We start from the raw sequence: 26,051 nt of genomic DNA, 5'->3' as shown, positions 1-26,051 counted from the left end.
GATGACCCTGCTGCTCTTCCTCGGCGGCCTGGCCGCCCTGCTCGGCGGCGCGGAGATGCTGGTGCGCGGCGCCTCGCGGCTGGCCGCCGCGACCGGGCTGTCGCCGCTGGTGATCGGCCTGACCGTGGTCGCGCTCGGCACCAGCGCCCCGGAGCTCGCAGTCGGCATCGGCGCGGCGCGCAGCGGAGTGGCCGACCTGGCGGTGGGCAACGTGGTGGGCAGCAACATCACCAACGTGCTGCTGATCCTCGGGCTGAGCGCGGTGATCGCCCCGCTCACCGTGTCGCGGCAGCTGATCCGCCTCGACGTGCCGGTGATGATCGTCTGCTCGGTAGCGGTGATGCTGCTGACCCTGGACGGCCGGCTGTCGCGGATCGAGGGTGCGGCGCTGTTCGCCGCCAGCCTCGGCTACCTCGGCCTGCTGCTGTGGCTGGCGCTGCGCGGCGACGATGCCGAGGACGACCAGGCGGAGCGCGCCAAGGTCCCGCGCGGCCCGGCCAGCCGGGCGATCGACCTGGCGCTGGTGGCCGCCGGGCTGGCGCTGTTGGTGGCCGGCGCCGACTGGCTGGTCGAGGCCGCCACCGGCGTCGCCGCGGCAATGGGGGTGAGCGAGCTGGTCATCGGCCTGACCGTGGTGGCGGTGGGCACGTCGCTGCCCGAGATCGCCACCTCGCTGCTGGCGATGCTGCGCGGCGAGCGCGAAATGGCGGTGGGCAACGTGGTCGGCAGCAACGTGCTCAACCTGCTGCTGGTGCTGGCGCTGACCGCGGCGATCTCGGCGCAGGGGCTGGCGGTCGGCGACGCGGTGATCCGCTTCGACCTGCCGGTGATGACCGCGGTGGCGCTGGCCTGCCTGCCGATCTTCTACACCGGGCACTGCATCCGGCGCTGGGAGGGCGCGGTGTTCCTGGGCTACTACGGCGCGTACCTGGCCTACCTGCTGCTGGACGCCGCCGGCCACGACGCACTGCCCGCCTACAGCGCGGTGATGATGCGCTTCGTGGTGCCGCTGACGGCATTGACCCTCGGTATGCTGGTGCTGCGCTCGCTGCACTACCGCCGCGCGCGGGCGCGCGAACTGCAAGGAGACGGACGATGAAGGTACTGGTGATCGGCGCGGGCGGCCGCGAGCACGCCCTGGCGTGGAAGCTGGCGCAATCGGCGGGCGTGGACGAGGTGCTGGTGGCGCCCGGCAACGCCGGCACCGCAGCCGAGGAAAAATGCCGCAACGTCGAGATCGGCACGGGCGACCTGGACGGGCTGCTGTCGCTGGCGCGGCGCGAGGGCGTGGCCTTCACCGTGGTCGGGCCGGAGGGGCCGCTGGTGGCCGGGATCGTCGACCGCTTCCGCGAGGCCGGCCAGCGCATCTTCGGCCCGAGCGCCGCCGCCGCGCGGCTGGAGGGCAGCAAGGCCTACGCCAAGGATTTCCTTGCCCGCCATGGCATCCCCACCGGCAGCTACCGGGTCTTCACCGGGGCCGAGGCGGCGCTCGAGCACGTGCAGGCGCATGCCGAGAACAGCGGCGGCGCGCCGATCGTGATCAAGGCCGACGGGCTGGCCGCCGGCAAGGGGGTGATCGTGGCCATGACCCTGGCCGAGGCCGAGGCGGCGATCACCGACATGCTCTCCGGCTATGCCTTCGGCGAGGCCGGGGCGCGGGTGGTGGTGGAGGAATTCCTGGAGGGCGAAGAGGCCAGCTTCATCGCCATGGTCGACGGCGGGCACGCGCTGGCGATGGCCACCAGCCAGGACCACAAGCGCGTCGGCGATGGCGACACCGGGCCCAATACCGGCGGCATGGGCGCCTATTCGCCGGCGCCGGTGGTGACGCCGGAGGTGCACCAGCGGATCCTGCGGGAGGTGATCGAACCGACCGTGCGGGGAATGCGCGAGGACGGGGTGCCGTTCACCGGCTTCCTCTACGCGGGGCTGATGATCGCCCCGGACGGCAGCCCGAAGGTGATCGAGTTCAACGTGCGCTTCGGCGACCCCGAGACCCAGCCGATCATGCTCCGGCTTCGTTCCGACTTCGCCGCCCTGGTCGAGGCCGGCATCGACGGCCGCCTGGACCGGATGCGGGCCGACTGGGATCCGCGCGCCTCGCTCGGCGTGGTGATGGCGGCCGAGCGCTATCCGGGCAAGCCGCGCACCGGCGACACCATCAACTCCTGGGACGTGCCCGAGCCGGAGGACACCAAGGTGTTCCACGCCGGCACCCGCATCGAGGGCGAACACGTGGTCACCGCCGGCGGCCGGGTGCTGTGCGTGTGCGCGCTCGGCGATACCGTGGCCGCGGCGCAACAGCGCGCCTACTCCGCCGTGGCCGGCATTTCCTGGGCCGGCGAGTTCCACCGCCACGACATCGGCTGGCGCGCGATCGAGCGCGAACGCGCCGGGCAGGGGTAGCGCGCGCCGGCTACACTCCGGCCCAGACCGAGCGGAGGCCGCATGGCGCAGGACAAGCCGAATCGACCAGCGGCCCCCGGGGCACGATCCGGCGACGCGCCCACGACGGCGCCGGCCGGGCCACGGGCGCAGCCCGCGGCCCCGGCCACCCACAGCCAGTTCGGGCTGCTGCGGCAGCGCCGGTTCCTGCCCTACTTCACCGTGCAGGCGCTGGGCGCCTTCAACGACAACGTGTACCGGCAGGCGATCATCGGCCTGTTGTTCTATCTGGGCATCAGCAGCGAGGACCGCACCCTCTACACCAACCTGGCGCCGGCGCTGTTCATCCTGCCGTACTTCCTGTTCTCGGCGATCGCCGGCCAGGTTGCCGAGCGCATGCAGAAGCAGCGCCTGATCGTGATCACCACGGCGATGGAGATCGCGATCATGTCGCTGGCGGCGATCGGCTTCCTGACCCAGAACATGCCGGTGCTGCTGGTGGCGCTGTTCTGCACCGGGGTGCAGTCGACCCTGTTCGGGCCGGTCAAGTACTCGATCCTGCCGGCGGTGCTCAAGCCGGAGGAGCTGACCGGCGGCAACGGCCTGGTCGAGATGGGCACCTCGATCTCGATCCTGGTCGGGATGATCTACGGCGGCCTGGTGTTCCAGCTGGCCGGCAGCTGGGGGCCCGAGGCCGCCGCCGCCTCGGTGGTGGCGCTGGCGGTGGCCGGCAACCTGGTGGCGCGGACGATCCCGCGCATCGACGCCGGGGCCCCGGAGCTGAAGGTGCACTGGAATCCGATCCCCGAGTCGTGGGCGATCTGGAAACTCACCCGCCGCCAGCTGGCGGTGCGCAACGCGATCCTCGGCGTGTCCTGGTTCTGGTTCGTGGGCACCGTGCTGACCGCGCAGCTGCCCACCTACGCCGAGATCAACCTGGGTGCGCCCGAGCGCAGCACCAGCCTGTACATCTTCGCGCTGGCGCTGTTCTCGGTGGGCGTGGGGATCGGTTCACTGCTGTGCGAGAAGCTCTCGATGCGCACCGTCGAGATCGGACTGGTGCCGCTGGGCGCGTTCGGCATGAGCGCCTGCATGCTCGACCTGTACCTGGCGCGCAGCGGCGCGGCGCCGGCGACCGGCCTGGCCATCGCCGAGTTCCTGGCCGCCCCCGGCGGCTGGCGCATCGCCGCCGACCTCACCGGCATCGGCTTCTTCGCGGGGCTGTTCATCGTGCCGCTGTTCGCGCTGATCCAGAGCCGCACGCCGGGCAACGAACTGTCGCGGGTGATCGCCGGGCTGAACATCCAGAACGCCGCCTTCATCGTCGCCGCGGCGGTGCTCGGCGTCGCGGTGCAGCGCCTGCTCGGCTGGAGCATCCCGCAGGTGTTCCTGGCGCTGGCGATCGCCAATGCCGTGGTGGCGATCTACATCTTCACCATCGTGCCCGAATTCCTGATGCGCCTGCTCAGCTGGATGCTGGTGCGGGCGCTGTACCGGCTGCGCGTGCACGGCGTGGAAGCGCACGTGCCGGACGAAGGCCCGGGCCTGATCGTCTGCAACCACGTCAGCTACATGGACGCGCTGATCCTGGCGGCCAGCATCCCGCGCCCGGTGCGCTTCGTGATGTACCACCGCATCTTCCGGATCCCGGTGCTGCGCTGGATCTTCCGCACCGCCAGGGCGATCCCGATCGCGCCGGAAAGGGAGGATCCGGCACTGATGCGGCGCGCCTTCGAGGAGATCGACCGCACCCTGCTGGAAGGCGAACTGGTGGCGATCTTTCCCGAAGGGCGGCTGACCGCCGACGGCACGATCGCGCCGTTCCGCAACGGGGTGGAACGGATCCTGGAGCGCAGGCCGGTGCCGGTGGTGCCGATGGCGCTGCGCGGCATGTGGTCGAGCATGTGGAGCCGGCAGGATTCGCGGCTGCGGCGGGCGCGGCTGCCGCGCCGGTTCCGCGCCCACGTGGAGGTGGCCGCCGCCGCGCCGGTCGATGGCGCCGGCGCCACCGCGGCGGATCTGGAAGCCAAGGTACGGGAACTGCGCGGCGAGCGCGCCTGACCGGGTCCGGACGTGCGGGTTCAGCCCACCCAGCCGGCGACCACGAACACCGCGATCAACGCCAGCCACAGCAGCAGGATCCGCCACACCAGGCTCATCGCGTCGCGCAGCTCGGGCAGCGGCCCGACCGCCAGCGGTGCCGGCACGCCGCTGCCGGCGTAGTCGTCGACCTCCTCGGCCAGCTCGCCGCGCACGCTGGCCTGCGCCAGCGTCTCCAGGAACCGCGAGCCCAGCGCGAACGCCGCGCCGCCGGCCTGGCGCCAGGCGCCGACCACCACGTCGAAATTGCCGACCAGCGCCAGCGAAGCCGCCAGCAGCTGGTCGACCGGCCAGTCGAGCGCCGCCAGCAGCCGCCGCGCCCCGGCGGCGGTGGCCTCGGGCAGCGCCGCCGAGGCCTCGCCCTGCGCCGCCAGCGCCGCCAGCCGGTAAAGCAGCGCGCCGGCCGGCCCCAGCAGGAGAAACCAGAACAGCACCCCGAACCAGCGGGTCCGGGCGCTGCGGAACGCCGCCGCCACCAGCGCGCCCCCGGCCAGCGAGGGCGCCTGGCCCCGGGGCCACAGCCGCGCCGCCGCCGCATGGCGCTCCGCGGCATCCGGCGCTTCCAGCACCGCCTGCACGTCGAGGTCGAGGTCGCGCGGTCCCCAGCTGTAGAACAGCACCGCCACCCCGAGCAGCAGCGCGGGGAAGCCGAACATGCGCTCGTCCAAGGCGACCTGGAACAGCGCCAGCAGCAGCACCGGCGGGACCAGCGCCACGGCGATGCCGAACGGCCCGCGCCACACGCTCCGCTGCGGGAAACGCTCGTCGAGCCAGCGCAGCCAGCCCGCGTACCAGTCGAACTGGCGCAACGACGCCGCCAGCGCCGGCGCCACATGCCCGAGCACCAGCGCCACGACGACCGCGAGCAGCGTGGCGAACATGCCGCGAGTGTAGCGGTACGGCGCCCGGTCCGGCCGCAACGCCCGACCGGCGGACCGGGGGCGCGCGGCAATCGCTCCCCGGACTCGCCGGTCCCGGCGCGTCCCGCCCCGCCCGCCCTCGCGAGGCGCATCCGGACCCGGCGCGGCCGGCGCCGTCAGCCGGGGCTCAGCGCCGCTCCCACCACCGTTCCACCAGCCAGCGCGAAATCGAGATCCGCGGCGAGAGCAGCAGGCCGTCGTCGCGGGTCTCGCCGCGCAGCGCGGCGCCGACCTGTTCGCGGGTGAACCAGCGCGCGTCCTCGAGCTCGTCGTTCACCACCGGCTCGTCGGGTTCGGCATCGGCCTCGAACCCCAGCATCAGCGAGCCGGGAAACGGCCACGGCTGCGAGGCCAGGTAGCGGCTGGCGCGCACCCGCACCCGGGATTCCTCGAACACCTCTCGCGCGACCGTCTGTTCCAGGGTCTCGCCGGGTTCGACGAAGCCGGCCAGCACCGACCAGCGCCGCGGCGGCCAGCCCGCCTGCCGCCCCAGCAGCAGCCGCTCGCCGTCGCTGACCGCGACGATCACCGCCGGGTCGGTGCGCGGGTAGTGCTCGAGGCCGCAGGGCGCGCAATGGCCGAGCCAGCCGGCGCGGGCGAAGCGCAGCGCACCGCCGCAGGCGCCGCAGTGGCGCTGCCGAGCGCGCCAGTGCAGCACCGCGCGCGCCTGGGCGAAGGCGGTGGCTTCCATGACCGGCCAGGCGGCCGCGGCGGTGCGCAGGTCGATCCGCTCCGGCGCCGCCGCGGCCAGCTCGCCGGCGGGCAACGCGAACCAGCCCTGGCCGCCGTGCAGACCGAGGAACACCGCCGTGGCCGGATCGACCGTCGCCAGCGCCGCCGCCGGCGGAGGATACGGCTGCCGTTGCGCATCGGCCAGGGCGCAACCGTCGTCGTCGAGCAGCAGCACGCGCGCGCGCGGCCACAGCGCGGCGATCGCCGCGGCGTCGTTGCGCAGGTGTTCGGCGCGATCGAGCGCGCCCCCGACGAAGGCGAATGGCATGCGGCAATGATCGCATGCCGCTGCCGGAGGCGGACTACACGGTGAAGCTGCTGCCGCAGCCGCAGGTGGTCTTCGCGTTGGGATTGCGGATCGTGAACTGCGCGCCGTGCAGGCTCTCGACATAGTCCACCGCCGAGCCCATCAGGTACTGCAGGCTCAGCGGATCGACCAGCAGCACCACGCCGTCGGTGTCGACCGCCAGGTCCTCGTCGGCCTGCTCCTCGTCGAACTCGAACCCGTACTGGAAGCCGGAACAGCCGCCGCCCTGGATGTAGACCCGCAGCTTCAGCGCCGGGTTGCCTTCCTCGGCGATCAGCTCGCGCACCTTCGCCGCCGCGGCCGCGGTGAAGTCGATCGGGCGTGGCAGGCCCTGGTAGCCGATGGGGGCGTTCGAGGTGGTTTCCATGCGCTCAGGATGGGGGCCGCGCGCCCGCCGTTCAAGCGTCGGGGGCAGAACGCCCTGTCGCTTCGGCCCAGGTGAAGGACTGCTCGACCGCGGCCGCCCCGGCCGGGTCGAGGTGCGCGCTCACCCGCACCGGCACGAAGCCCTTCGGCAGCAGGATGTCGCCCTTCAGCTGCTGGAAGTACTTGAACGAGTACTCGACCCCCGGCGCGTCGTGCTGCTGGCGCAGGTCCACCCAGTCCAGGCGCTCGAGCTTGCCGTCGCGGGTGCCTTCCACCGACAGCTCCAGCGCGCCGCGGCTGACCGCGCCCCGGTTGAGGTTCTGGGTGAGGGTGGCGGTGAAGTGCCAGACGCCGTCGCCACTGGGCTGCAGATGCAGCTCGTGCACCGCCAATCCGCGCCGTTGGGCGGTGGAGCCGACGAAGCGTTCGTAGAAGGCGACGTCGGCGCGCAGCCCGGCGATCTCCTCCTCCCGCTCGGTCAGCGCCCCCTGCAGCTCGCGGTTGGCCTCGCGGCTGATCTGGTCCGAGCGCGACAGGGTGGTGACGCGCTGCTCCAGTTCGTCGATCTGCGCCTGCTGGGCGCGGATCCGCGCCTGCGGATCGCCCGGGGCATCGCCGCGCAGCACCGTCACCGCGCCCCACAGGCCGAATCCCAACGACAGCGCCAGCACCCCCAGCAGCACCTGGGTCCAGCGCGCGTGAGGATCGGAGTGGGCGGGGTCGCTCGCAACGGGAGCGGGGGCGGCGGGCGCATCGGACCGGCCGGGTGGCGACGCGTCGTTCATTGCGATGGTATAGCCAGCGCGCCGAGCGGTCGTCAACTCACCGGTGCACCGCGGTTCGCCCGCATTCACCGCCGCGCCCGGCGCGGCCTTGCCTATACTTCCCGCGGGCGCCGATCGGCGCCGCCCGCTGGAGCGCACATGTCCGAGGCCCATCTGTTCGCGATCGGCGTACTGCTGGCGTGGCTGGCCGGGATCCGCGTGTACCTGACGGTCTTCGGGGTCGGCCTGGCCGGCGCGCTGGGCTGGCTGGAGCTGCCGCAGGCGCTGCAGGCCACCAGCTCCCCCTGGGTGCTGGGCGTGTCCGGGGTCCTGGCGGCGGCGGAGTTCTTCGCCGACAAGATCCCCGGTGTCGATTCGGCCTGGGACCTGCTCCAGACCCTGGCCCGGGTGCCGGCCGGCGCGTTCCTGGCGGCCGCAGCGCTGTCGCCGGACGGCCAACTCGGCGCCGGGATGCTGGCGACCGGCGCGGGCGTGGCGCTGACCAGCCACGTACTCAAGTCGGGCACCCGGGCGCTGCTCAATACCTCGCCCGAGCCGCTCAGCAACTGGACCGCCTCGGCGGGCGAGGACGCGCTGGTGGTCGCCGCGCTGGCGCTGACCTTCAGCCATCCGTGGCTGGCGCTGGGCCTGGTGGCTTCGGTGGCGCTGCTGGTGATCGCCGGCTTCTGGTGGCTCTGGCGGCGCCTGTTCAGGCGCAGCCCCCGGCCCGCCTGAGCGCGCCCGCGCCCGATTGCGGCGCGGCGCACGGAAGGGCGTCACCGCCTTCGCGCATAATCGGCGGTTCCGCAAGCCCAGGGCCCGCCGCGTGCCAGTCTGGAATGCTCCTGAAGGCGCCTCCCCGGCAGGGGCCGCCGCCGCCGGTGCGGCCGCGGCGACCGCCGGTCGCGGCCGGCAGTTGCCTGCGCTGCCCGATGGCGGCACAGTCGCACGGATGGGGAAGGCTGACGATCCGCGGCGCGCCGAGTTTCCACCGGCGCAGTACTGGCGACGCTGGGGCGCGGACGCGCCGGCCCCGGTGCTGCCGCTCGAGGACGGCGCCGGACTGCCCGAGGAGGCGCTGTTGCTGCCGGCCGCGGCGCGCCCGCCCGCCGCAGCCGCCGGCGAGCCGCCCTACCGGGTGCTGATCGTCGAGGACGACCGTAGCCAGGCGCTGTTCGCGCAAAGCGTGCTGCACGGCGCCGGCATGGAGGCGCAGGCGGTGTCGGACGCCGCCCAGGTGATGGCGGCGCTGGAGGCGTTCTCCCCGGACCTGGTGCTGATGGACCTGCACATGCCGGCCATGGACGGCGCCGAACTGACCGACATGATCCGCGGACACGCCACCCACGCGCACCTGCCGATCGTGTTCCTCACCGGCGACCCGGACCCGGAACGCCAGTTCGAGGTGCTGGAAATCGGCGCCGACGATTTCCTCAGCAAGCCGGTGCGTCCGCGCCACCTGGTGGCCGCGGTCGAGAACCGGATCAAGCGCGCACGCCAGCTGCGCGTGCAGCGCCGGACCGAGCCGGCGCCGCCCAGCGGCGGGCTGCAGACCCGCAACGCGATGCTGCAGCGGCTGGCCGCGGCGGTGCCCGGCGACGACGAGGGCGGCGGCGGCGGCGCACTGTTCATGCTCGAGATCGACGGCGTGCCCGCGCTGCGCGACCGTATCGGCTACGCCGCGCTGGAGTCGGTGCTGACCGAGGCCGGGCGCCAGGTCGCCGCACTGGCGGACGGCCACCATGCGGCGCGGCTCAACGACAACACCTTCCTGATCCATGCGGCGCAGGCGCCGGAAGACATGCTGGGCTGGGCGCGGAGGCTGCGCGACGGGCTCGGGCGCCACGGCTTCGAGGTGGCCGGCGAGCCGCTGCGGCTGCGGGTGCGGGTCGGCTGCACCGCGCTGGGGCACGGCTTCGCCGACGCCGGCAGCGCGATGTCGGCGGCCGAGCAGGCGCTGCGCGCCTCGCGCGCCGACCCGATCGGCATCGCCGCCTACCAGCCCCCGGCCAGCGAGGAGATCGCGGCGAGCAGCGGGCTGGCCGACATGATCGTCGAGGCCCTGGCCGGCAACCGCCTCGAACTGGCCTACCAGCCGATCGTCGCGGTTGCCGGCGGCGACGAGGCCCAGTACCAGACGCTGCTGCGGCTGCGCGACGCCGAGGGCGAGCTGCATACCGCAGGGCAGATCCTGCCGGCGGCCGAGTCGGCGGGGTTGCTGCACGAGATCGATCGGCAGGTGCTGGAACTGGCGCTGGCGCTGCTGGCGCGGCAGCAGGCGCGCGGTGCACCGGTGCGGCTGTTCGTCTCGCAGTCCCCGCGCAGCCTGGCACGGGACGGCCATGCCGCGTGGCTGCTGGCGGAACTGGAGACCCAGCGCGTCGACGGTTCCTCGCTGGTGCTGGACGTGCGCCAGGACGACGCCCTGATCCATGCCGTCTCGCTGCAGGAATTCTGCTCGGACATGGTGCCGGCGGGGGTGCAGCTGTGCCTGAGCCAGTACCGCCCCGGGGAGGACATCAATCCGCTGATCGCGCAGCTGCCGCTGAGCTTCGTGCGCCTGGCGGCGGATTTCTCCAGCCGGCTCGGCGAAAGCGCCGTGCGCGACGAGATGCGCGACGCCATCGAGCGCGCGCACCGCCTCGGCATGCAGGTCATCGGCCAGCAGGTCGAGGACCCGCAGGCCGCCGCCACGCTGTGGATGAGCGGCATCGACTACATCCAGGGCAACCTGGTGCAGCAGGTCGCCGGCGACCTGGACTTCGATTTCCACCATTCGGTGTTGTAGCGGCATGGCCACGTTGACAAGGACCCGTCCCTCCGCATTGATGCTCCGCTGGCTGGCGCTGGGCGCCGCGTCCGGCGCCGCGGTGATGCTGCTGCTCGACTTCATCGGCATGGCCGGGCCATGGCAAGGCATCGCCCTGGTGCTGGTGCTGCTGACCACCTTCGCCATCAGCGCCACCATCTACGTCATGCAGGCGCGCGAGCGCGACCTCGACGAGGCCGAAGACCTGGCGCGCCGCAACGAGGCCGAACGCGCGGAACTGCAGGAACAGCTCGAACGCCACACCCAGCTCGAACAGCAGCTTCGCCAGGCCAAGCAGGCCGCGGAGTCGGCGGTGATGGCCAAGGGCGAGTTCCTGGCCACCATGAGCCACGAGATCCGCACGCCGCTCAACGGCATCGTGCCGATGCTCGACCTGCTGATGCACGCGCGGCTGCAAGCCGACCACGGCGAGCTGGTGCGCACCGCGTACGCGTCCTCGCAGCAGATGCTGCGCATCGTCGACGACATCCTCGACTACTCCAAGCTCGAGGCCGACAAGCTCGAGCTGGAGATCACCAGCTTCAACCTGCGCGAGCTGCTGGAAGGCGTGCTGCAGCTGATGGAGCGCCCGGCGCAGAGCAAGGGCCTGCGCCTGAGCCTGCACATCGATCCTTCGGTGCGCCTGCCGGTGCGCGGCGACCCGGTCCGCATGCGCCAGATCCTGGGCAACCTGGTGAGCAACGCGGTCAAGTTCACCGAGCGCGGTTCGGTGACGGTGAACGTGCGGCGCATCGGCGAGACCACGGCCCAGCACCAGCTGCGCTTCGAGGTCCGCGACACCGGCATCGGCATCTCGCAGGCGGCGCAGGGGCGCCTGTTCCAGGCGTTCAACCAGGCCGACGCCTCCACCACCCGTCTCTACGGCGGCACCGGGCTGGGGCTGGCGATCTCCAAGCGCATCGTCGAGCTGATGAACGGCCGCATCGGGGTGCAGTCGGAGAGCGGACAGGGCGCGACGTTCTGGTTCGAGGTGCCGCTGCTCAAGGTGTACGGCGACATGCCGACCCAGGAGAAGCTCGGCGACGGCGGCCGCCTGCTGCTGCTCAGCGCCGACCCGCGCCTGCGCCTGCGCCTGTCGATGCTGCTGCCCAACTGGGGGCTGCGGGTCAGCGCCGTCGAGACCACCCAGGAGGCGCTCAACCGGCTGCGCGCGGCCGCCAGCCAGGGCGCACCGTGGGCGTACTCGATCGTGCTCGCGGACCTGGCCGGCATGCGCCACACGGCGCTCGCCCTGCACCGCAACCTCGGCCGCCAGAGCGTGTACGGCGAACTCAGGCTGGTGTGCCTGTACGGAGACGACGAAGTGCCCGAAGAGCTGCGCAGCAGCGCCACCGTACTCAGCCGCCAGGCGCCGGATGCGGATCTGCGCGCGGCGCTGATCGGGGAGGTGGATGCCGACGCAGAAGCCGACGCAACGGCCGCCGACGCGGCCGCGCGGCAGCCGCCGGCGGCGTCCGCCCCGGCGTCCCCGGTCGACGCCGGCCCCGCCGAGACCAGCCCCGGCAGGAGCTTCGCGCGCAGCCCGCGGGTGCTGCTGGTCGAGGACAACCCGGTCAACCTGATGGTCGGGCAGCGGCTGTTGTCGATGCTGGGCATCACCTGCGACACCGCCGGCAACGGCGAGGCCGCGCTGATGCGGATGTCGGCATCGCGCTACGACATCGTGCTGATGGATTGCCAGATGCCGGTGATGGACGGCTACACCGCGACCCGGCAGTGGCGCGAGAGCGAGGCGGCCGCGGGCAGCCGCCACCTGCCGATCATCGCGATGACCGCCAACGCCATGGCCGGGGACCGCCAGAAGTGCCTGGATGCGGGCATGGACGACTACCTGCCCAAGCCGGTGACCCGCAGCGAACTCGAGCGCTGCCTGCACCACTGGTGGAATCCGGAACAGGTCGGGGCGATGGCCGAGGCCGAGCCCGGGCCCGAACCGGAAGCCGATATGCAGCCCCCCGAGACCGCCACCGGGTCCCCGGAGGCCGGCGCGCCAGAGGCCCCCGGCCAGCCGCCGCAGCACATCGAGGAAGGCATCGAGGACATCGTGCTCGCGACGGAGGCCGCCGAGGCGCTTCCGGAAGCGGCCGGAAGCCGCGACGCGCTGGAAACCGAGACCGTGCTGGCAGAAGCCGAACGGGCCCTGGCCACCATCCCGTCCGGTGCGATGCCGGCGCCGCGTTCCGCCCTGGGCGCGCCCGCTGCCCCGCCCTCGATACCACCCGGTTCCGCCGCCCCGGCCATCCCGAAAGCCCCCCCCGGGGCGGCCCCGCGGCCCGCAACGATGCCGCCGGCACCCGCCGCCTCCGAGCCGGGCGCCACCGCGCTGGCGTGGCCGGGCACGGCCGCGGCCGCGTCGGCGGCACGCGCCGCGGCCGCGTCGGCGGCACGCGCCGCGGTCGGTCTGCAGCCCAGCGGCGCTGCGCCGGCGGCCGCGGCGCGATCGGTTCCGGCGGGCCTGCAGGCGCCACCCCGGCCAGCCGTGCCCACCGCGCCGGCGAGCGCCACCGGGCAGCCGGCGGCGCCGGCGCGGCAGGCCGCCCCGGCGGGGCCTGCGGCGGCCTCTCCTGCCGCCACTGCCGCGCCGCCGATCCCGCCGCGGCCGCCGCTACTGCCGGTGATCGACCAGGAAGTGCTCGAAGAACTGCGCTCGATGCTCGGCGACGAGGTCGACCGGCTGATCGACGTGTTCCTGGAGGACACGCCGCGCCTGCTGGCGCGGCTTGAGATCGCCGCGTCCGGGCCGGATTACGATGCGCTGCGCGACGCCGCGCATTCGCTCAAGTCGTCCAGCGCCAACCTGGGGGCGATGATGCTGTCGGCCGCCGCCAAGCGCATCGAACACGGCGCCCGCGAGGGCAACCTGGCGCGCCCGGCGGTGGCGGTGGCGCTGGTGACCAACGAGTTCGCGCGCGCGCGGCGCGCGCTCAGGTCCGGTAGCCGCGCCGCCAGCTGACCCCGCCCCGGGCCCGGCGCCCTCCGCTGGCGGAGCCGCCACCGCGCAGGATCGGCCCATGGCGAAGGCCGGCGCAGTCGCTTGCGCGAAAGCCGCCCCCCGTCCGGTGCCACCCGCGACCTTCGCGGCCAGGGGCCGCTCCCGCCGAAGCGACGGCACGGCGGAAGATGGCCGGGAGCGGCTGCGTCCGGTTCAGTCGTCGTGCTCGCCGACGCCGCTCTGCAGGTAATTGTGCTCGCCGATCCGGCCGAACAACTCGAGCTGGGTCTCGATCCAGTCGACGTGCTCCTCCTCCGACTCCAGGATGTCGGCGAAAAGCTTGCGGCTCACGTAGTCCTGCACCTGTTCGCAATGGGCGATCGCCTCGCGCAGCAGCGGGATGCCCTCGAGTTCGAGCGCGAGGTCGCACTCCAGCACCTCGCGCGGACCTTCGCCGATCTTCAGCTTGCCCAGCGCCTGGAAGTTGGGCAGCCCTTCGAGGAACAGGATGCGTTCGGAGAGCATGTCGGCATGCTTCATCTCGTCGATCGATTCCTCGTATTCGTGCTTGGCCAGGGCCAGCAGCCCCCAGTTCTTCAGCATCTTGGCGTGCAGGAAGTACTGGTTGATCGCGGTCAGCTCGTTGTAGAGCGCCTTGTTGAGGAATTCGATGACCTTCGTGTCGCCTTTCATGGCCGTCTCCGGGAACTGGATCGGCCACCACTCTAGCGCCGCCGGCAGATGCATGACGGAACGGGAATCGTGCGCATTTCACCCGGCAAGCGGTGTGGCCGGCCTGCGGAAGCGAACAGCGGCGGCGGCCGGGATCAGGCGGCGCGATCGCGCAATGGGTGGGCCGCGGATCGCCCGGGAGGATCGGGCCGCCGCGCTCAGGCGGCGCGCGCCACCGCGAGCAGCGGCAGGTCGAGTTCCCGCGGCGGCAGGGCAGGCTGCGCCCGTTCGAGCACCTCGGTGGCCGCCTCCACGCAACTGCCGCAGCAGGCGCCAACGCCGGTCCGCATGGTCAACTCGGGCAGGCTGGAACAGCCCGCCTCGGCGGCCTTGCGGATGTCGCTCTCGGTGATGCCGTTGCAGAGGCAGACGTACACGTTGATAAGGCGGGTCGGGCGTGGGAGCCAATTGCGCCAGAAACGCGAATGATTGTCAATTAACAGGCCGGAACGCCGTGGATCAGTTGTGGCCGCGATCGCCCAGCTTGCCGTTGGCGCCGCCCGGCCCGCCGCTGCCCCCGCGCACCCGGCCCCGCGGCCGCTGGCGCCGCGGACCGTGGCGCTGCGGATCGATCTTGACGAAGGGGACCGCCTGCGGGCCGGCCACCTGCCGCGCGAACGGCGCCAGGTGGCGCAGCGCGTTGGCGTAGACGCCGCGCTTGAAGGTCACCACGTGCTCCAGCGGGTACCAGAAGTCGACCCAGCGCCAGTGGTCGAACTCCGGCTTCTCGGTCAGGTCCAGGCGCAGGTCGGCATCGTCGCCGGTGAACTGCAGCAGGAACCACACCTGCTTCTGGCCGATGCAGACCAGCCGGTCGCTGCGCCGGATCGCCCGCTGCGGCAGCCGGTAGCGCAGCCAGCCCGGAGTGACGCCCAGCACCGCGACGTGGCCCGGCTGCAGCCCGGTCTCCTCGTTGAGTTCGCGATACATGGCCTCGAGCGGGGTCTCGTCGGTGTTCATGCCCCCCTGCGGGAACTGCCACCCGTCGTGGCGCACCCGCCGGGCCCAGAAGACCCGCCCGTCGGGATGCATCAGCACGATGCCGACATTCGGTCGATAGCCGTCCGGATCGATCACGATGCGGACTCCGGAAATTTCACTGCATTCGACTCTGCCACGGCGGGGGGGAAGCGACAAGCGCGGCCCGCCGCCGTTGACGGAGGGCCCGCCCGCATGGACAATTCCCGGTTCGCCGCGCCCATGCGTGCGGCCCGTGGCTATGTAGCTCAGCCGGTTAGAGCACAGCACTCATAATGCTGGGGTCGGTGGTTCGAGTCCACCCATAGCCACCATCTGCCAGATCAGGCGCCGGCGGTTTCACCCACTCCGGCGGTTTCGCCGTCCACCGCGCTCGCGAGCCGCCGACAGTGCGTGGCGGTGGCGTCGTCGACAGGAAAGCAGCATTCGACGTGCAGCTCGGCCAGGGTCACGTCGCGCGGCACCGCGAAGGTGGTGATGGTCGAGAAGAACCTCAGTTCGATGTCGTCGCGCCTGAGTACCGTGGTCAGCAGGGGCGAAGGCGCGGTGGACAGATCGCGGACGCGCCAGTGCGCCGGTACGCCCGGGTAGCCCAGCGCCTCTTCCAGCAACGCCCTGGCCGCCCGGTCGGTCGGCGTGGATGCGACGTGGTCGTGCAGGTGGTGGATGATCTCGCGGGCGACCTCTTCCCAATTGGCGAGCGCCGGACGCAGGTCGGCGGGATCGAAGAACTGGCGGACGATGTTGCGGTGGGCGCTGGACCTGCCGCCGAGCACGAAGCGGTTCACCCGCTCCGCGCCGCCGTTGGCGGACAGCACGCCCCAGTGGCGGTTGATGACGAACGCCGGGTACGGCTCCTGCTGCGCCAGGATGAACTCGATCGCGCGCTGCATTCCGGCCAGCTCCGGCGCGCCCAGCGGGCTCTCCGGATACCCCGGCGCATAGCCGGCCGCCAGCAGCAGGGCGTTGCGTTCGCGCAGCGGCATCTCGAGCGCGTCCGCGATCCGGGCAAGGGTGTCGCGGCCCGGTTGCGCCCTGCCGGTCTCGACGCAGCTCAGATGACGGGCCGAGATCCCCGCCGAGATCGCCAGATCGAGCTGGCTGAGCCGGCGCGCGGCGCGCCATTCGCGCAGCAGGTTGCCCACCGGGGCGGTCGGGCGGCGGGCGGCGCGTCTGTCCATGCGGCGAGGATACGGCGGGGGGACGGCGCACGGCCATGACCCTGCAGGTCATGGCAATGCGATCCGGGCGGTCATTGCCCGGGCGCGATTCGTCGCCCAGCATCCGTGCTCCCCAACCATCGGACAGGCAACCCATGCCCAACCAGAAAGACAAGGCCCGACTGTTCCGGTCCCTGCACGCGGGCGAGCGGCCCCTGCTGTTGTTCAACGTGTGGGACGCCGGCAGCGCGAAGGTGGTCGCCGACGCCGGCGCCGACGCACTGGCGACCGCCAGCTGGGCCGTGGCTGCGTCCCACGGCCTGGCCGACGGCGAGCAGGTTCCGCTGCAGGCGGTGCTGGACAACCTCACCCGGATCGTCGCGGCCACCGACCTGCCGGTCAGTCTGGATCTGGAAAGCGGGTATGGCCGGACCGCGGCCGCGGTCGGCCTCACGGTCGAGCGGGCGATCGCCGCCGGAGCGGTCGGCTGCAACCTCGAGGACAGCCGTCCCGAGGATGGCGCACTGCGGGATCCGGCCGAGCAGGCCGAACGCCTCGCCGAAGCGCGCCGCGCCGCCGAAACGTCCGCGATTCCGCTCTTCATCAACGCGCGAACCGACGTCTTCTTCGCCAGGCCCGCCGAAGACCACGACGCGTCGATGGTCGAGGACGCCCTGCGGCGCGCCGAGCTCTACGCGAAGGCCGGTGCCGACGGGCTGTTCGTCCCCAACCTCACGGACGTGCGCCTGATCGAAACCCTGGCGAGGGCCTCGCCGCTGCCGGTCAACATCATGGCCGGTGCATCCGCGCCCGCGGCGGCGCGCCTGGCCGGGATCGGGGTGGCGCGCATCAGCCACGGCCCCGGTCCGTACCTCGCCGCGATGCGCGCATTGGCCGAAGCGGCCAGGGCCGCGCTGGCTCCACCCCCGGAGTGAGCGCGACTTCGGCTCCTCTCCGGGCAGCGGACCCCGCCGGTGCCATCCCGGTATCGGCGGGCTGCGGCGCGGTCCCGCCGCGACGGCGCCGGGGTTTTCGGCCATCATTGCCGCCATGGACATCTTCAAGGTCTTCACCATCGAGGCCGCGCACCGGCTGCCGAACGTGCCGGAGGGGCACAAGTGCTCGCGGCTTCATGGCCACTCGTTCCGGATCGAGATCCACGTGTCCGGCGAGCCGGGCCCCGAATCCGGCTGGGTGATGGATTTCGCCGACCTCAAGGCAGCGTTCCGGCCGCTGTACGAACGCCTGGATCACCACTACCTCAACGAGATCGAAGGGCTGGAGAATCCGACCAGCGAACGCCTGGCGGCCTGGATCTGGGAGCGGCTGCGTCCCGCGCTGCCCGCGCTGAGCGAGGTGGTGGTGCACGAGACCTGCACGTCGGGATGCCGCTACCGGGGGGCATGACCTGGAGCGAGTTCGGGCCGGCCGGCGACGGCCCGCAGCGCGGGCCCCGGCCTCCGGACCGTTGACGGCTCGCGGCGTTTCCGGCGCGCCGGGGCGGTGCGGGTTTTCGCGGGCATGGCCCGCTTCGCCACGAGCCGGGGCTTCCAACCCGCTGATCCCAAAGGGATCCTGAACCGATGGGCGCCGTTCGTCGGCCTGATGTTGCAATGCAGCAAAGCCCCGCATATGCTGCACCGCACAAACCCGGCACCCCTGCCGGACCATCGAAGCAGGAAACCGCCATGTATCAGTTCAACGAGCAGTTCAGCACCGCCACCCGCCAGTTCGCCGACACCGCCGCCCAGGTCAACCAGCTGGCCCTGGAGAACGCCGAGAAGGTGTTCGGCCTGCAGATGAGCATCCTGGAGCAGAACGCCAACGCCGCCTTCGCCTTCCTGGGCGAGGTTGCCGAGGTGCGCGACATCGACGGCTACAAGGCCGTGCTGCCGAAGGGCGTGCAGGTCGCGCGCGAGAACATCGAGCGCAGCATCAACGCCGGCCAGGAGGCGTTCGCGCGCACCCTGAAGACCAACGAGGCGATCGCGCAGATCTCCAAGGGTCAGTTCGACGTCGCGACCGAGCAGGTCCGCGACGCCGCCACCAAGGCGACCAAGGCCGGCCGCAAGGCCTGAGCCACCCGGCTCGCGCCGGATTTCAGCGGAGCGCCGCCTCCTCCCTCTCCGGGAAGCGGCGCTGCCTGAACCCAAACCCGGCCGCGCAAGCGGCCGGGTTTTTTTCGTTCTTCGCCGATAGCCGGCCGCCTGTCGGGTTCGCGCAGCAACGGTGTCCGCCTGAAAGCCGGCGCAGTGTCCCGCGGGATTCACGCCATCTGGCGATGCGGCGATGCAAGGTGTCGCCGGGACCGGTGCGCGATATGCTCGATCGCGACATGCAGATGCACGCCACAACGCCTTCCGACGAGACGAAGATCCAGGCGCAGCCCGCGCCGGTGAGCCGGCGGCGCGAACTGCAGGTGTTCCTGTTCCTCACCGTGGTGCTGTTCCCCGTGCTCGCGGTGCTGCTGGTGTCAGGGTTCGGATTCGTGGTCTGGATCTGGCAGATGATCTTCGGCCCCCCGGGCAGCTGAGCGGATGACCGCCGCGGCCGGTGCCCGTACCGACGAGCTGCACATCGCCAGCCTGGTGGTGCAGCACCGGGTGGAAGCGCGTGCGGGGCTGCACGCCGCGGCCGCCGGCATCGGCGGCCTGGAGATCGCGATCCCCGGCGACCACCGCAGCGTGCTGCTGCAGGAAAGCCCCGATACCGCCGGCCTGATGGACTGCATCGACCGGTTGCGCGCCCTGCCCGGCGTGCTCAACGTCAGCCTGGTCTACCACCACGCCGAAGCGCGGGCCTCGCTGGAGCAGCCCGCCCCCGACCACAGCCCCGGAGCGCCGCATGGCCACGCGTCGTGAATTCATCCGCACCTCCGCCGTCGCCGCAGCGGCCGCCGCCGCGGGCATGCCGGGGGCGGCCAGCCTGGCAGACGTCACCCGCGAGGGCGACGTCGCCGGCCTGAAGTGGAGCAAGGCCCCGTGCCGCTACTGCGGCACCGGCTGCGGCATCAACGTGGCGGTGCGCGGCGGGCGCGTGGTGGCCACGCACGGCGACGTGCACGCGGAGGTCAACCGCGGGCTCAACTGCGTGAAGGGCTATTTCCTGTCGAAGATCCTGTACGGCGCCGACCGCCTGGAGACCCCGCTGCTGCGCAAGCGCGGCGGCGCGTACCACAAGGACGGCGAGTTGACCCCAGTCGGCTGGGACGAGGCCTTCGACGTGATGGCGGCGCAGTTCAAGCGCGTGCTGAAGGAGAAGGGGCCGACCGCGGTGGGCATGTTCGGCTCCGGGCAATGGACGGTCTGGGAAGGCTATGCCGCCAACAAGCTGCTCAAGGCCGGCTTCCGCAGCAACAACATCGATCCCAACGCGCGCCACTGCATGGCCTCGGCGGTGACCGGCTTCATGCGTACCTTCGGCATGGACGAGCCGATGGGTTGCTACGACGACATCGAGGCCGCCGACGCGTTCGTGCTGTGGGGTTCGAACATGGCCGAGATGCACCCGATCCTGTGGACCCGGGTGACCGATCGCCGGCTCTCCAATCCGCACGTCCGGGTGGCGGTGATGTCGACCTACGAGCACCGCAGCTTCGAGCTCGCCGACATCCCGATCGTCTTCAAGCCGCACTCGGACCTGGTGATCCTCAACTACATCGCCAACCACATCATCGGCAGCGGGCGGGTCAACCGCGACTTCGTCGACCGCCACACCCGCTTCCGCCAGGGCAACGACGACATCGGCTACGGGCTGCGCCCGGATCATCCGCTGGAGACGAAGGCGAAGAACGCCGGCGACGCCAATGGCGGCACCGACATCGACTTCGAGGCGTTCGCGCGCTTCGTCGCGCCGTACACCCTCGAGCGGGCCGTGGAGATGACGGGCGTCGAACGCGACTGGCTGGTGCGGCTGGCCGAACTCTACGCCGAGCCGAAGACCAAGGTGATGTCGTTCTGGACCATGGGCTTCAACCAGCACACCCGCGGCACGTGGGCCAACAACATGGTCTACAACCTGCATCTGCTGACCGGAAAGATCGCCACCCCCGGCAACAGCCCCTTCTCGCTCACCGGGCAGCCGTCGGCCTGCGGCACCGCGCGCGAGGTGGGCACCTTCAGCCACCGCCTGCCGGCGGACATGCTGGTGGCCAACCCCGAGCACCGCCGCCACGCCGAGGAGATCTGGCAGATCCCGCACGGCATCGTCCAGGAGAAGCCGGGCTACCACGCGGTCGAGCAGAACCGCATGCTCAACGACGGCAAGCTCAATGCCTACTGGGTGATGGCCAACAACAACATGCAGGCGGCGGCCAACCTGCTCGGCGAGGGCTTCCCCGGCTACCGCAACCCGGAGAATTTCATCGTCGTCTCCGATCCCTACCCCACCGTGACCGCCCAGGCGGCCGACCTGGTGCTACCGACGGCGATGTGGGTCGAAAAGGAAGGGGCCTACGGCAACGCCGAGCGCCGCACCCAGTTCTGGCACCAGCTGGTCAGCGCGCCGGGCCAGGCGCGTTCGGACCTGTGGCAGCTGATGGAGTTCTCGAAGCGCTTCACCACCGACGAGTGCTGGCCGGAAGAGATCCTGGCGGCCAATCCGGAGTTTCGCGGCCGTACCCTGTTCGAGGTGCTGTTCCGCAACGGCAAGGTCGACCGCTTCCCGGTCGAGGACATCGAGCCCGGCTACGACAACGACGAGGCCGCGGCGTTCGGCTTCTACCCGCAGAAGGGATTGTTCGAGGAATACGCCGAGTTCGGCCGTGGCCACGCCCACGACCTGGCGCCGTTCGACACCTACCATCGCGAGCGCGGGCTGCGCTGGCCGGTGGTGGACGGCAAGGAAACGCGCTGGCGCTACCGCGAGGGCGCCGACCCCTACGTCAAGCCCGGTACCGGTTTCGAGTTCTACGGCAACCCCGACGGACGCGCGGTGATCTGGGCGCTGCCCTACGAACCCCCCGCCGAGTCGCCGGACGAGGAATACGACCTCTGGCTGGTCACCGGACGGGTGCTGGAGCATTGGCACTCCGGCTCGATGACCATGCGCATTCCCGAGCTCTACCGCAGCTTTCCCTCGGCGGTGATCTTCATGCATCCCGACGACGCCCAGGCGCGCGGGCTCAAGCGCGGCGACGAGGCACGGATCGTGTCGCGCCGCGGCGAGATGCGCAGCCGCATCGAGACCCGCGGCCGCAACCGCATGCCGCGCGGGGTGATCTTCGTCCCGTGGTTCGACGCCGCCCAGCTGATCAACAAGGTCACCCTCGACGCCACCGACCCGATCTCCAAGCAGACCGACTTCAAGAAATGCGCCGCCAGGGTGGTGCGCGCCTGAGGCGCGCGCCTGCGGACCAGACGACCACCAGGAGTCCACGATGCGCATCGCCGTCCCGTCGCTTCCGATCCTGCTGTCCGCCGCGCTGCTGCTCGCCGGCTGCGACTGGGCGCCGTCCAAGTCGGAGCCCGAGCTGGCCCCGCCCTCCCCGCCGATCAGCGCGCGCGGCAACCCGTCCCGCGACATCGACGGGCTCCGCCGCCACGTGCCGATCGACGTCGAGGTCAGCCCGCTGCCGATGGCGCGGGTGGAGAACTTCGACGTGCGCCGCGGACGCGCCTACCCGATGCAGCCGCCGACGATCCCGCACAGCATCGACGGTTACCAGGTGGACCTCAATTCCAACCGCTGCATGCTCTGCCACGCGCGCGCCAACGCCCCGCAGTTCCAGGCGCCCGAGGTCAGCGTGACCCACTACATGGACCGCGACGACCAGTTCCTGGCCACGATCTCGGCGCGGCGCTACTTCTGCCTGCAGTGCCACGTGACCCAGACCGATGCGCAACCGCTGGTCGCCAACGAATTCGTCGACATCGATACCCTGCTGCAGCGGGAACGCCGGGAATGAAGCGGCTGCGTTCCCTGGGGCGCAGCCTGCAGCCCTGGTGGCGCACCCTGCGCTCGCCGAGCCTGCATTTCAGCCTCGGCTTCCTGACCCTCGGCGGATTCCTCGCCGGTATCGTCTTCTGGGGGGGCTTCAACACCGCGCTCGAAGCCACCAACACCGAGACCTTCTGCGTCAGCTGCCACGAGATGGAGGACAACGTCTACGAGGAGCTCAAATCGACCATCCACTACAGCAACCGCTCCGGGGTCCGAGCCACCTGCCCCGACTGCCACGTACCGCACGACTGGACCGACAAGATCGCGCGCAAGATGCAGGCCTCCAAGGAAGTCTGGGGCAAGATCTTCGGCACCATCGACACCGAGCTGAAGTTCCGCGAGCACCGCCGCGAACTGGCCGAGCACGAATGGGCGCGGCTGAAGGCCAACGACTCGCTGGAATGCCGAAACTGCCACGACTACGACTCGATGGACCTCACCCGCCAGGCCAGCCGCGCCGCGTGGATCCACCAGCAGTACCTGGGCACCGGCGAGCTGACCTGCATCGACTGCCACAAGGGCATCGCCCATCGCCTGCCGGACATGACCGGCGTGTCCCAGGGCGGCCTGGAATGACCACGCCCGGCGCAGGGCCGGGCGTGGTCGAGTCACTCGCGCGGTGGCGGTTCGGCCGGCGGCCCGGCGGCAGCCGGCCGCGCTTGCGCGAACTCCGGCGCGGGCTCGTCTAGCCGATCGCCCAGCACCCGGCGCACGGTGACGAAGAACACCGGGATCAGCAGCAGGCCGAGGAAGGTGGCGAACAGCATCCCGCCGATCACCCCGGTACCGAGCGCGTGGCGGGCGTTGGCACCGGCGCCGCTCGACAGCGCCAGCGGGGTGACGCCCATGATGAACGCGAACGAGGTCATCAGGATCGGCCGGAAGCGGAGCCGCGCCGCCTCCACCACCGCGTCGCGCAGGGTGCTGCCCTCGGCGCGCCGCTGCACCGCGAACTCGACGATCAGGATCGCGTTCTTCGCCGCCAGCCCGATCACCGTCACCATGCCGACCTTGAAGAAGATGTCGTTGGACAACCCGCGCAGCATGGTGAACAGCACCGCGCCGAGGATGCCCAGCGGCACCACCATCAGCACCGAGACCGGGATCGACCAGCTCTCGTAGAGCGCCGCCAGGCACAGGAACACCACGACCACCGACAGCACCAGCAGCAGCGTGGCGGTGTTGCCGGCGATGATCTCCTGGTACGACAGGCCGGTCCAGTCGTAGCCGAACCCTGCGGGCAGGTCCTGCTCGACGATGCGCTCCAACGCCGCCATGGCTTCGCCGGAGCTGCGGCCCGGCGCCGGCGAACCGACGATGTTGACCGCCGAATAGCCGTTGTAGCGGGTCAGGGCGGGCGCGCCGGTGGTCCACTCCGCCGTCACCACGTTGCTGAGCGGGACCATCGCGCGGCTGCCGTCCTCGCCGACCACCGGGGTGTAGAACCGCGCCAGCGAGCCGGGATCGGTGCGGAACGGCGCATCGGCGCGCATGTTCACCCGCTTGACCCGGCCGTCGGCGACATAGTCGTTGACGTACACCGGCGCCAGCATCAGCTGGATCGCGCTGTAGACGTCGTTGACCGACAGCCCCATCGCCTGCGCCTGCACGCGGTCGACGTGGAGCCGAAGCTGCGGCGCGTCCTCCAGCGTGTTCGGCCGCACCCCGGCGAGCGCCTCGTTCTGCGCCGCGCTGGCCAGCAAGGTGTCGCGCGCCTCGGCCAACGCCTCGCGGCCGGCGCCGGCGCGATCCTGCAGGTACATGTCGAAGCCGCCGAACTGGCTCAGGCCGCGTACCGTCGGCAGGTTGACCACGAAGATGCTGGCGTCGCGCACCGACGCCAGCGCCCGGTTGGCGCTCTGGATGAACTCCGCCGCGCTGACGTCGCGCTCGCTCCAGTCCTCGAGCCGGATGAATGCCATGCCGACGTTCTCGCCGCGGCCCACGAAGCTGAAGCCCGCGACCTGCATCATCCCCTCGAACCCCTCCACCTGCTCCAGGGTGCCGCGAACCTGCTCGAACACGGCCTGGGTGCGCTGCAGGGTGGAGCCGGGCGGGAGCTGCACGATCGCCAGCGCGTAGCCCTGGTCCTCCTCGGGCACGAAGCTCCCCGGCAGGCGCACGTAGAGCACGCCGCAGACCACCGCCAGCGCCGCGAAGACCGCCATCCACCGCGGCGCGTGCCGAACCGCGCTGGCGATGTGGCCGACGTAGGTGCGGTTGACGCGGTCGTACCAGCGGTTGAAGGTGCGGACGACCACGTTCTGCTTCTTCTCGCCCTCGGCCGCGTGCTGCTTGAGAAAGGTCGCGCACAGGGCCGGGGTGAAGCCCAGCGCGAGAAACGCCGAGAACCCCATCGCCACCGCGATGGTGATCGCGAACTGCTTGTAGATCTCGCCCGAGGCGCCGCCCTGCAGCGCGCTGGGGATGAACACCGCCGCCAGCACCACGGTGATCGCCACCACCGCGCCGGTGATCTGGCCCATCGCCTTGATCGTCGCCTCGCGCGCCGGCAGCTTCTCCTCGGCCATGATCCGCTCGACGTTCTCGATCACCACGATCGCGTCGTCGACCACGATGCCGATCGCCAGCACCATCGCGAACAGCGTGAGCTGGTTGACGGTGTAGCCGATCATGCTCAGGCCGAGGAAGGTCCCCAGCAGCGCCACCGGGATCACCAGGGTCGGGATCAGGGTGGCGCGGAGGTTCTGCAGGAACAGCAGCATCACCAGGAACACCAGCACCACCGCCTCGGCGAGGGTCTTGAGCACCTCCTGGATCGAGATCCGGACGAAGGTGGTGCTGTCGTAGGGTGAAAACCAGCTCACGCCTTCCGGGAAGCTCGCTTGCAGCTCGTCCATCCGGGAGCGCACCGCCTCGGCCACGGTGAGGGCATTGGCGCCCGGCTGCAGCTGGATCGCGAAGGCGCCGGTCGGCCGGCCGTTGAAGCGGGTATCGAAGCCGAATCCCGACGCGCCGGTCTCGATCCGCGCCACGTCGGCCAGGCGCACGGTGGAGCCGTCGGCGTCGGCCCGCAGCACGATGTCGCCGAACTGCTCGGGCGTGCTGAAGCGCCCCTCGGCGGAGACCGTGGCGGTGAAGCCCTGACCCTCCGGCGCCGGATCCGAGCCGAGCGCGCCGGCGGCGAACTGCACGTTCTGCCCGCGCACCGCGGCCAGCACCTGGCTGGCCGACAGGCCGTAGCCCTGCAGCCGGTCGGGATCCAGCCAGATGTTCATGGCGTACTCGGAACCGAACTGCTGGGTGCTGCCGACGCCGGGCAGCCGCGCGATCTGCTCGAGCACCCGGGTGCCGATCAGGTCGTTGAGCGCGTTGCGGTCGACGTTGGGGGTCTCCGAGCGCAGCGCCACCACCATCAGGAAGCCCGCGTTGGCCTTGGCCACCACCACGCCCTGCTGGGTCACCTCGCTGGGCAGTCGCGGCGTGGCCAGCGAGACCTTGTTCTGCACCTGCACCTGGGCGATGTCGGGATCGGTCCCGGTCTCGAAGGTCAGGGTGACGCTGGCGCCGCCGGAGGCGCTGGAACTGGAACTGAAGTACAGCAGGTTGTCGATGCCGGTGAGCTGCTGCTCGATCACCTGGGTGACCGCGCGCTCGGTGGTCTGCGCGTCGGCGCCGGGATACGTGGCCGATACCGTCACCTGCGGCGGGGCCACGTTCGGATAGGACTCCACGCCCATGTTGAGCACGGCGATAATGCCGCTCAGGGTGATCAGGATCGAGACGACCCAGGCGAAGACCGGGTGGTCGATGAAGAATCTGGGCATGGCCGGTCAGTCCCCGGAGTCCGGCGGCGGCGCCGCCGCCGCGGCGTCCGCGTCTCCGGCCGCGGGGGCGTCCTCGCCCCCCGCCTGCGTCCCGTCGGCGTCCCCGGGGGCCGGCTC

At 71.5% G+C, this 26,051-nt stretch carries 23 protein-coding genes and 1 tRNA gene; 15 read left to right on the top strand and 9 right to left on the bottom strand.

The window, feature by feature from the left end; genetic code table 11:
• Position 1 precedes the first annotated feature (1 nt).
• Genes QFW77_RS18180 through QFW77_RS18170 form a run of 3 tightly spaced genes read left to right on the top strand, consistent with a single transcriptional unit; the run spans position 2 to position 4,446 of the window.
• Positions 2 to 1,099, top strand: coding sequence for a calcium/sodium antiporter (locus QFW77_RS18180; protein WP_280576264.1), 1,098 nt, complete (start codon positions 2 to 4; stop codon positions 1,097 to 1,099).
• Entirely contained in the window at positions 1,096 to 2,406 is a 1,311-nt protein-coding gene (gene purD, locus QFW77_RS18175; RefSeq protein ID WP_280576263.1) for a phosphoribosylamine--glycine ligase, read from the top strand. The genes QFW77_RS18180 and purD overlap by 4 nt, the downstream gene beginning before the upstream one ends.
• A gap of 42 nt (positions 2,407 to 2,448) precedes the next feature.
• Complete coding sequence (locus tag QFW77_RS18170) at positions 2,449 to 4,446, top strand: MFS transporter (RefSeq protein ID WP_280576261.1); 1,998 nt, start codon at positions 2,449 to 2,451, stop codon at positions 4,444 to 4,446.
• A gap of 20 nt (positions 4,447 to 4,466) precedes the next feature.
• On the opposite strand, the gene QFW77_RS18165 is transcribed toward QFW77_RS18170, so the two are convergent.
• The 4 genes from QFW77_RS18165 to QFW77_RS18150 all read right to left on the bottom strand — a co-directional run bounded on the left by QFW77_RS18165 (position 4,467) and on the right by QFW77_RS18150 (position 7,595).
• Complete coding sequence (locus tag QFW77_RS18165) at positions 4,467 to 5,366, bottom strand: hypothetical protein (protein ID WP_280576256.1); 900 nt, start codon at positions 5,364 to 5,366, stop codon at positions 4,467 to 4,469.
• A 166-nt stretch (positions 5,367 to 5,532) separates the two neighbouring features.
• A complete protein-coding gene (nudC, locus tag QFW77_RS18160; protein ID WP_280576254.1) occupies positions 5,533 to 6,405 on the bottom strand; it encodes an NAD(+) diphosphatase in 873 nt (290 codons plus the stop codon).
• Between the two features lie 34 nt (positions 6,406 to 6,439).
• A complete protein-coding gene (gene erpA, locus QFW77_RS18155; protein ID WP_280576252.1) occupies positions 6,440 to 6,811 on the bottom strand; it encodes an iron-sulfur cluster insertion protein ErpA in 372 nt (123 codons plus the stop codon).
• A gap of 31 nt (positions 6,812 to 6,842) precedes the next feature.
• A complete protein-coding gene (locus QFW77_RS18150) occupies positions 6,843 to 7,595 on the bottom strand; it encodes a DUF6776 family protein (protein ID WP_280576251.1) in 753 nt (250 codons plus the stop codon).
• A 138-nt stretch (positions 7,596 to 7,733) separates the two neighbouring features.
• Between QFW77_RS18150 and QFW77_RS18145 the strand changes: the two genes are divergently transcribed.
• The 3 genes from QFW77_RS18145 to QFW77_RS19065 all read left to right on the top strand — a co-directional run bounded on the left by QFW77_RS18145 (position 7,734) and on the right by QFW77_RS19065 (position 13,357).
• Complete coding sequence (locus QFW77_RS18145) at positions 7,734 to 8,309, top strand: DUF4126 domain-containing protein (RefSeq protein WP_280576250.1); 576 nt, start codon at positions 7,734 to 7,736, stop codon at positions 8,307 to 8,309.
• Between the two features lie 217 nt (positions 8,310 to 8,526).
• The gene (locus QFW77_RS18140; protein WP_280576249.1) at positions 8,527 to 10,362 is read left to right on the top strand and encodes an EAL domain-containing protein; all 1,836 of its coding nucleotides are present in this window, start codon (positions 8,527 to 8,529) and stop codon (positions 10,360 to 10,362) included.
• A 40-nt stretch (positions 10,363 to 10,402) separates the two neighbouring features.
• Complete coding sequence (locus tag QFW77_RS19065; RefSeq protein WP_331487975.1) at positions 10,403 to 13,357, top strand: hybrid sensor histidine kinase/response regulator; 2,955 nt, start codon at positions 10,403 to 10,405, stop codon at positions 13,355 to 13,357.
• Between the two features lie 192 nt (positions 13,358 to 13,549).
• On the opposite strand, the gene bfr is transcribed toward QFW77_RS19065, so the two are convergent.
• From bfr to QFW77_RS18115, 3 genes are all read right to left on the bottom strand, one after another.
• Entirely contained in the window at positions 13,550 to 14,029 is a 480-nt protein-coding gene (gene bfr / locus QFW77_RS18125) for a bacterioferritin (protein WP_280576247.1), read from the bottom strand.
• 197 nt (positions 14,030 to 14,226) lie between these two features.
• Positions 14,227 to 14,445: a bacterioferritin-associated ferredoxin gene (locus QFW77_RS18120; RefSeq protein WP_280576245.1), complete on the bottom strand. Its 219-nt coding sequence runs from the start codon at positions 14,443 to 14,445 to the stop codon at positions 14,227 to 14,229.
• 82 nt (positions 14,446 to 14,527) lie between these two features.
• The gene (locus tag QFW77_RS18115; RefSeq protein WP_425603381.1) at positions 14,528 to 15,145 is read right to left on the bottom strand and encodes an RNA pyrophosphohydrolase; all 618 of its coding nucleotides are present in this window, start codon (positions 15,143 to 15,145) and stop codon (positions 14,528 to 14,530) included.
• A gap of 138 nt (positions 15,146 to 15,283) precedes the next feature.
• Here QFW77_RS18115 and QFW77_RS18110 point away from each other — a divergent pair.
• Positions 15,284 to 15,360 (top strand) — tRNA-Met (locus QFW77_RS18110).
• 9 nt (positions 15,361 to 15,369) lie between these two features.
• On the opposite strand, the gene QFW77_RS18105 is transcribed toward QFW77_RS18110, so the two are convergent.
• Positions 15,370 to 16,227: a helix-turn-helix domain-containing protein gene (locus QFW77_RS18105; protein ID WP_280576244.1), complete on the bottom strand. Its 858-nt coding sequence runs from the start codon at positions 16,225 to 16,227 to the stop codon at positions 15,370 to 15,372.
• Between the two features lie 134 nt (positions 16,228 to 16,361).
• Between QFW77_RS18105 and QFW77_RS18100 the strand changes: the two genes are divergently transcribed.
• The 8 genes from QFW77_RS18100 (at position 16,362) to QFW77_RS18065 (ending at position 22,722) form a co-directional block, all read left to right on the top strand.
• Positions 16,362 to 17,141 (top strand): isocitrate lyase/PEP mutase family protein, encoded by a 780-nt coding sequence (locus tag QFW77_RS18100; protein ID WP_280576243.1) that lies wholly within the window; start codon positions 16,362 to 16,364, stop codon positions 17,139 to 17,141.
• A gap of 115 nt (positions 17,142 to 17,256) precedes the next feature.
• Positions 17,257 to 17,613, top strand: coding sequence for a 6-carboxytetrahydropterin synthase QueD (gene queD, locus QFW77_RS18095; RefSeq protein WP_280576241.1), 357 nt, complete (start codon positions 17,257 to 17,259; stop codon positions 17,611 to 17,613).
• 281 nt (positions 17,614 to 17,894) lie between these two features.
• Complete coding sequence (locus QFW77_RS18090; protein WP_280576240.1) at positions 17,895 to 18,284, top strand: phasin family protein; 390 nt, start codon at positions 17,895 to 17,897, stop codon at positions 18,282 to 18,284.
• Between the two features lie 242 nt (positions 18,285 to 18,526).
• Positions 18,527 to 18,739 (top strand): periplasmic nitrate reductase, NapE protein, encoded by a 213-nt coding sequence (napE, locus tag QFW77_RS18085; RefSeq protein WP_345782119.1) that lies wholly within the window; start codon positions 18,527 to 18,529, stop codon positions 18,737 to 18,739.
• 4 nt (positions 18,740 to 18,743) lie between these two features.
• Positions 18,744 to 19,067 carry a chaperone NapD gene (locus QFW77_RS18080; RefSeq protein ID WP_280576239.1) on the top strand — a complete coding sequence of 108 codons (324 nt, stop codon included), beginning with the start codon at positions 18,744 to 18,746 and terminating at the stop codon, positions 19,065 to 19,067.
• On the top strand, positions 19,051 to 21,543 hold the full coding sequence (gene napA, locus QFW77_RS18075) for a periplasmic nitrate reductase subunit alpha (RefSeq protein ID WP_280576238.1): 2,493 nt from the start codon (positions 19,051 to 19,053) through the stop codon (positions 21,541 to 21,543). The genes QFW77_RS18080 and napA overlap by 17 nt, the downstream gene beginning before the upstream one ends.
• 40 nt (positions 21,544 to 21,583) lie before the next feature.
• Positions 21,584 to 22,111 carry a nitrate reductase cytochrome c-type subunit gene (locus tag QFW77_RS18070; RefSeq protein WP_280576237.1) on the top strand — a complete coding sequence of 176 codons (528 nt, stop codon included), beginning with the start codon at positions 21,584 to 21,586 and terminating at the stop codon, positions 22,109 to 22,111.
• Positions 22,108 to 22,722: a cytochrome c3 family protein gene (locus QFW77_RS18065; RefSeq protein ID WP_280576236.1), complete on the top strand. Its 615-nt coding sequence runs from the start codon at positions 22,108 to 22,110 to the stop codon at positions 22,720 to 22,722. Before QFW77_RS18070 ends, QFW77_RS18065 begins: the two co-directional genes overlap by 4 nt.
• 32 nt (positions 22,723 to 22,754) lie before the next feature.
• Here the strand turns inward: QFW77_RS18065 and QFW77_RS18060 are convergent, their stop codons facing one another.
• Positions 22,755 to 25,934, bottom strand: coding sequence for a multidrug efflux RND transporter permease subunit (locus QFW77_RS18060; protein ID WP_280576235.1), 3,180 nt, complete (start codon positions 25,932 to 25,934; stop codon positions 22,755 to 22,757).
• Positions 25,935 to 26,051 lie beyond the last annotated feature (117 nt).

Source organism: Luteimonas endophytica, from assembly GCF_029887875.1.
Lineage (GTDB): Bacteria > Pseudomonadota > Gammaproteobacteria > Xanthomonadales > Xanthomonadaceae > Luteimonas > Luteimonas endophytica.
This window is presented reverse-complemented; position numbering and strand designations above follow the sequence as displayed.

Excerpts from the sequence above, each read along its gene's own strand:
- QFW77_RS18180 (WP_280576264.1), top strand. The coding sequence starts at position 2 with ATGACCCTGCTGCTCTTCCTCGGCGGCCTGGCCGCCCTGCTCGGCGGC.
- purD (WP_280576263.1), top strand. The coding sequence starts at position 1,096 with ATGAAGGTACTGGTGATCGGCGCGGGCGGCCGCGAGCACGCCCTGGCG.
- QFW77_RS18170 (WP_280576261.1), top strand. The coding sequence starts at position 2,449 with ATGGCGCAGGACAAGCCGAATCGACCAGCGGCCCCCGGGGCACGATCC.
- QFW77_RS18165 (WP_280576256.1), bottom strand. The coding sequence starts at position 5,366 with ATGTTCGCCACGCTGCTCGCGGTCGTCGTGGCGCTGGTGCTCGGGCAT.
- nudC (WP_280576254.1), bottom strand. The coding sequence starts at position 6,405 with ATGCCATTCGCCTTCGTCGGGGGCGCGCTCGATCGCGCCGAACACCTG.
- erpA (WP_280576252.1), bottom strand. The coding sequence starts at position 6,811 with ATGGAAACCACCTCGAACGCCCCCATCGGCTACCAGGGCCTGCCACGC.
- QFW77_RS18150 (WP_280576251.1), bottom strand. The coding sequence starts at position 7,595 with ATGAACGACGCGTCGCCACCCGGCCGGTCCGATGCGCCCGCCGCCCCC.
- QFW77_RS18145 (WP_280576250.1), top strand. The coding sequence starts at position 7,734 with ATGTCCGAGGCCCATCTGTTCGCGATCGGCGTACTGCTGGCGTGGCTG.
- QFW77_RS18140 (WP_280576249.1), top strand. The coding sequence starts at position 8,527 with ATGGGGAAGGCTGACGATCCGCGGCGCGCCGAGTTTCCACCGGCGCAG.
- QFW77_RS19065 (WP_331487975.1), top strand. The coding sequence starts at position 10,403 with ATGCTCCGCTGGCTGGCGCTGGGCGCCGCGTCCGGCGCCGCGGTGATG.
- bfr (WP_280576247.1), bottom strand. The coding sequence starts at position 14,029 with ATGAAAGGCGACACGAAGGTCATCGAATTCCTCAACAAGGCGCTCTAC.
- QFW77_RS18105 (WP_280576244.1), bottom strand. The coding sequence starts at position 16,227 with ATGGACAGACGCGCCGCCCGCCGCCCGACCGCCCCGGTGGGCAACCTG.
- QFW77_RS18100 (WP_280576243.1), top strand. The coding sequence starts at position 16,362 with ATGCCCAACCAGAAAGACAAGGCCCGACTGTTCCGGTCCCTGCACGCG.
- queD (WP_280576241.1), top strand. The coding sequence starts at position 17,257 with ATGGACATCTTCAAGGTCTTCACCATCGAGGCCGCGCACCGGCTGCCG.
- QFW77_RS18090 (WP_280576240.1), top strand. The coding sequence starts at position 17,895 with ATGTATCAGTTCAACGAGCAGTTCAGCACCGCCACCCGCCAGTTCGCC.
- napE (WP_345782119.1), top strand. The coding sequence starts at position 18,527 with ATGCTCGATCGCGACATGCAGATGCACGCCACAACGCCTTCCGACGAG.
- QFW77_RS18080 (WP_280576239.1), top strand. The coding sequence starts at position 18,744 with ATGACCGCCGCGGCCGGTGCCCGTACCGACGAGCTGCACATCGCCAGC.
- napA (WP_280576238.1), top strand. The coding sequence starts at position 19,051 with ATGGCCACGCGTCGTGAATTCATCCGCACCTCCGCCGTCGCCGCAGCG.
- QFW77_RS18070 (WP_280576237.1), top strand. The coding sequence starts at position 21,584 with ATGCGCATCGCCGTCCCGTCGCTTCCGATCCTGCTGTCCGCCGCGCTG.
- QFW77_RS18065 (WP_280576236.1), top strand. The coding sequence starts at position 22,108 with ATGAAGCGGCTGCGTTCCCTGGGGCGCAGCCTGCAGCCCTGGTGGCGC.
- QFW77_RS18060 (WP_280576235.1), bottom strand. The coding sequence starts at position 25,934 with ATGCCCAGATTCTTCATCGACCACCCGGTCTTCGCCTGGGTCGTCTCG.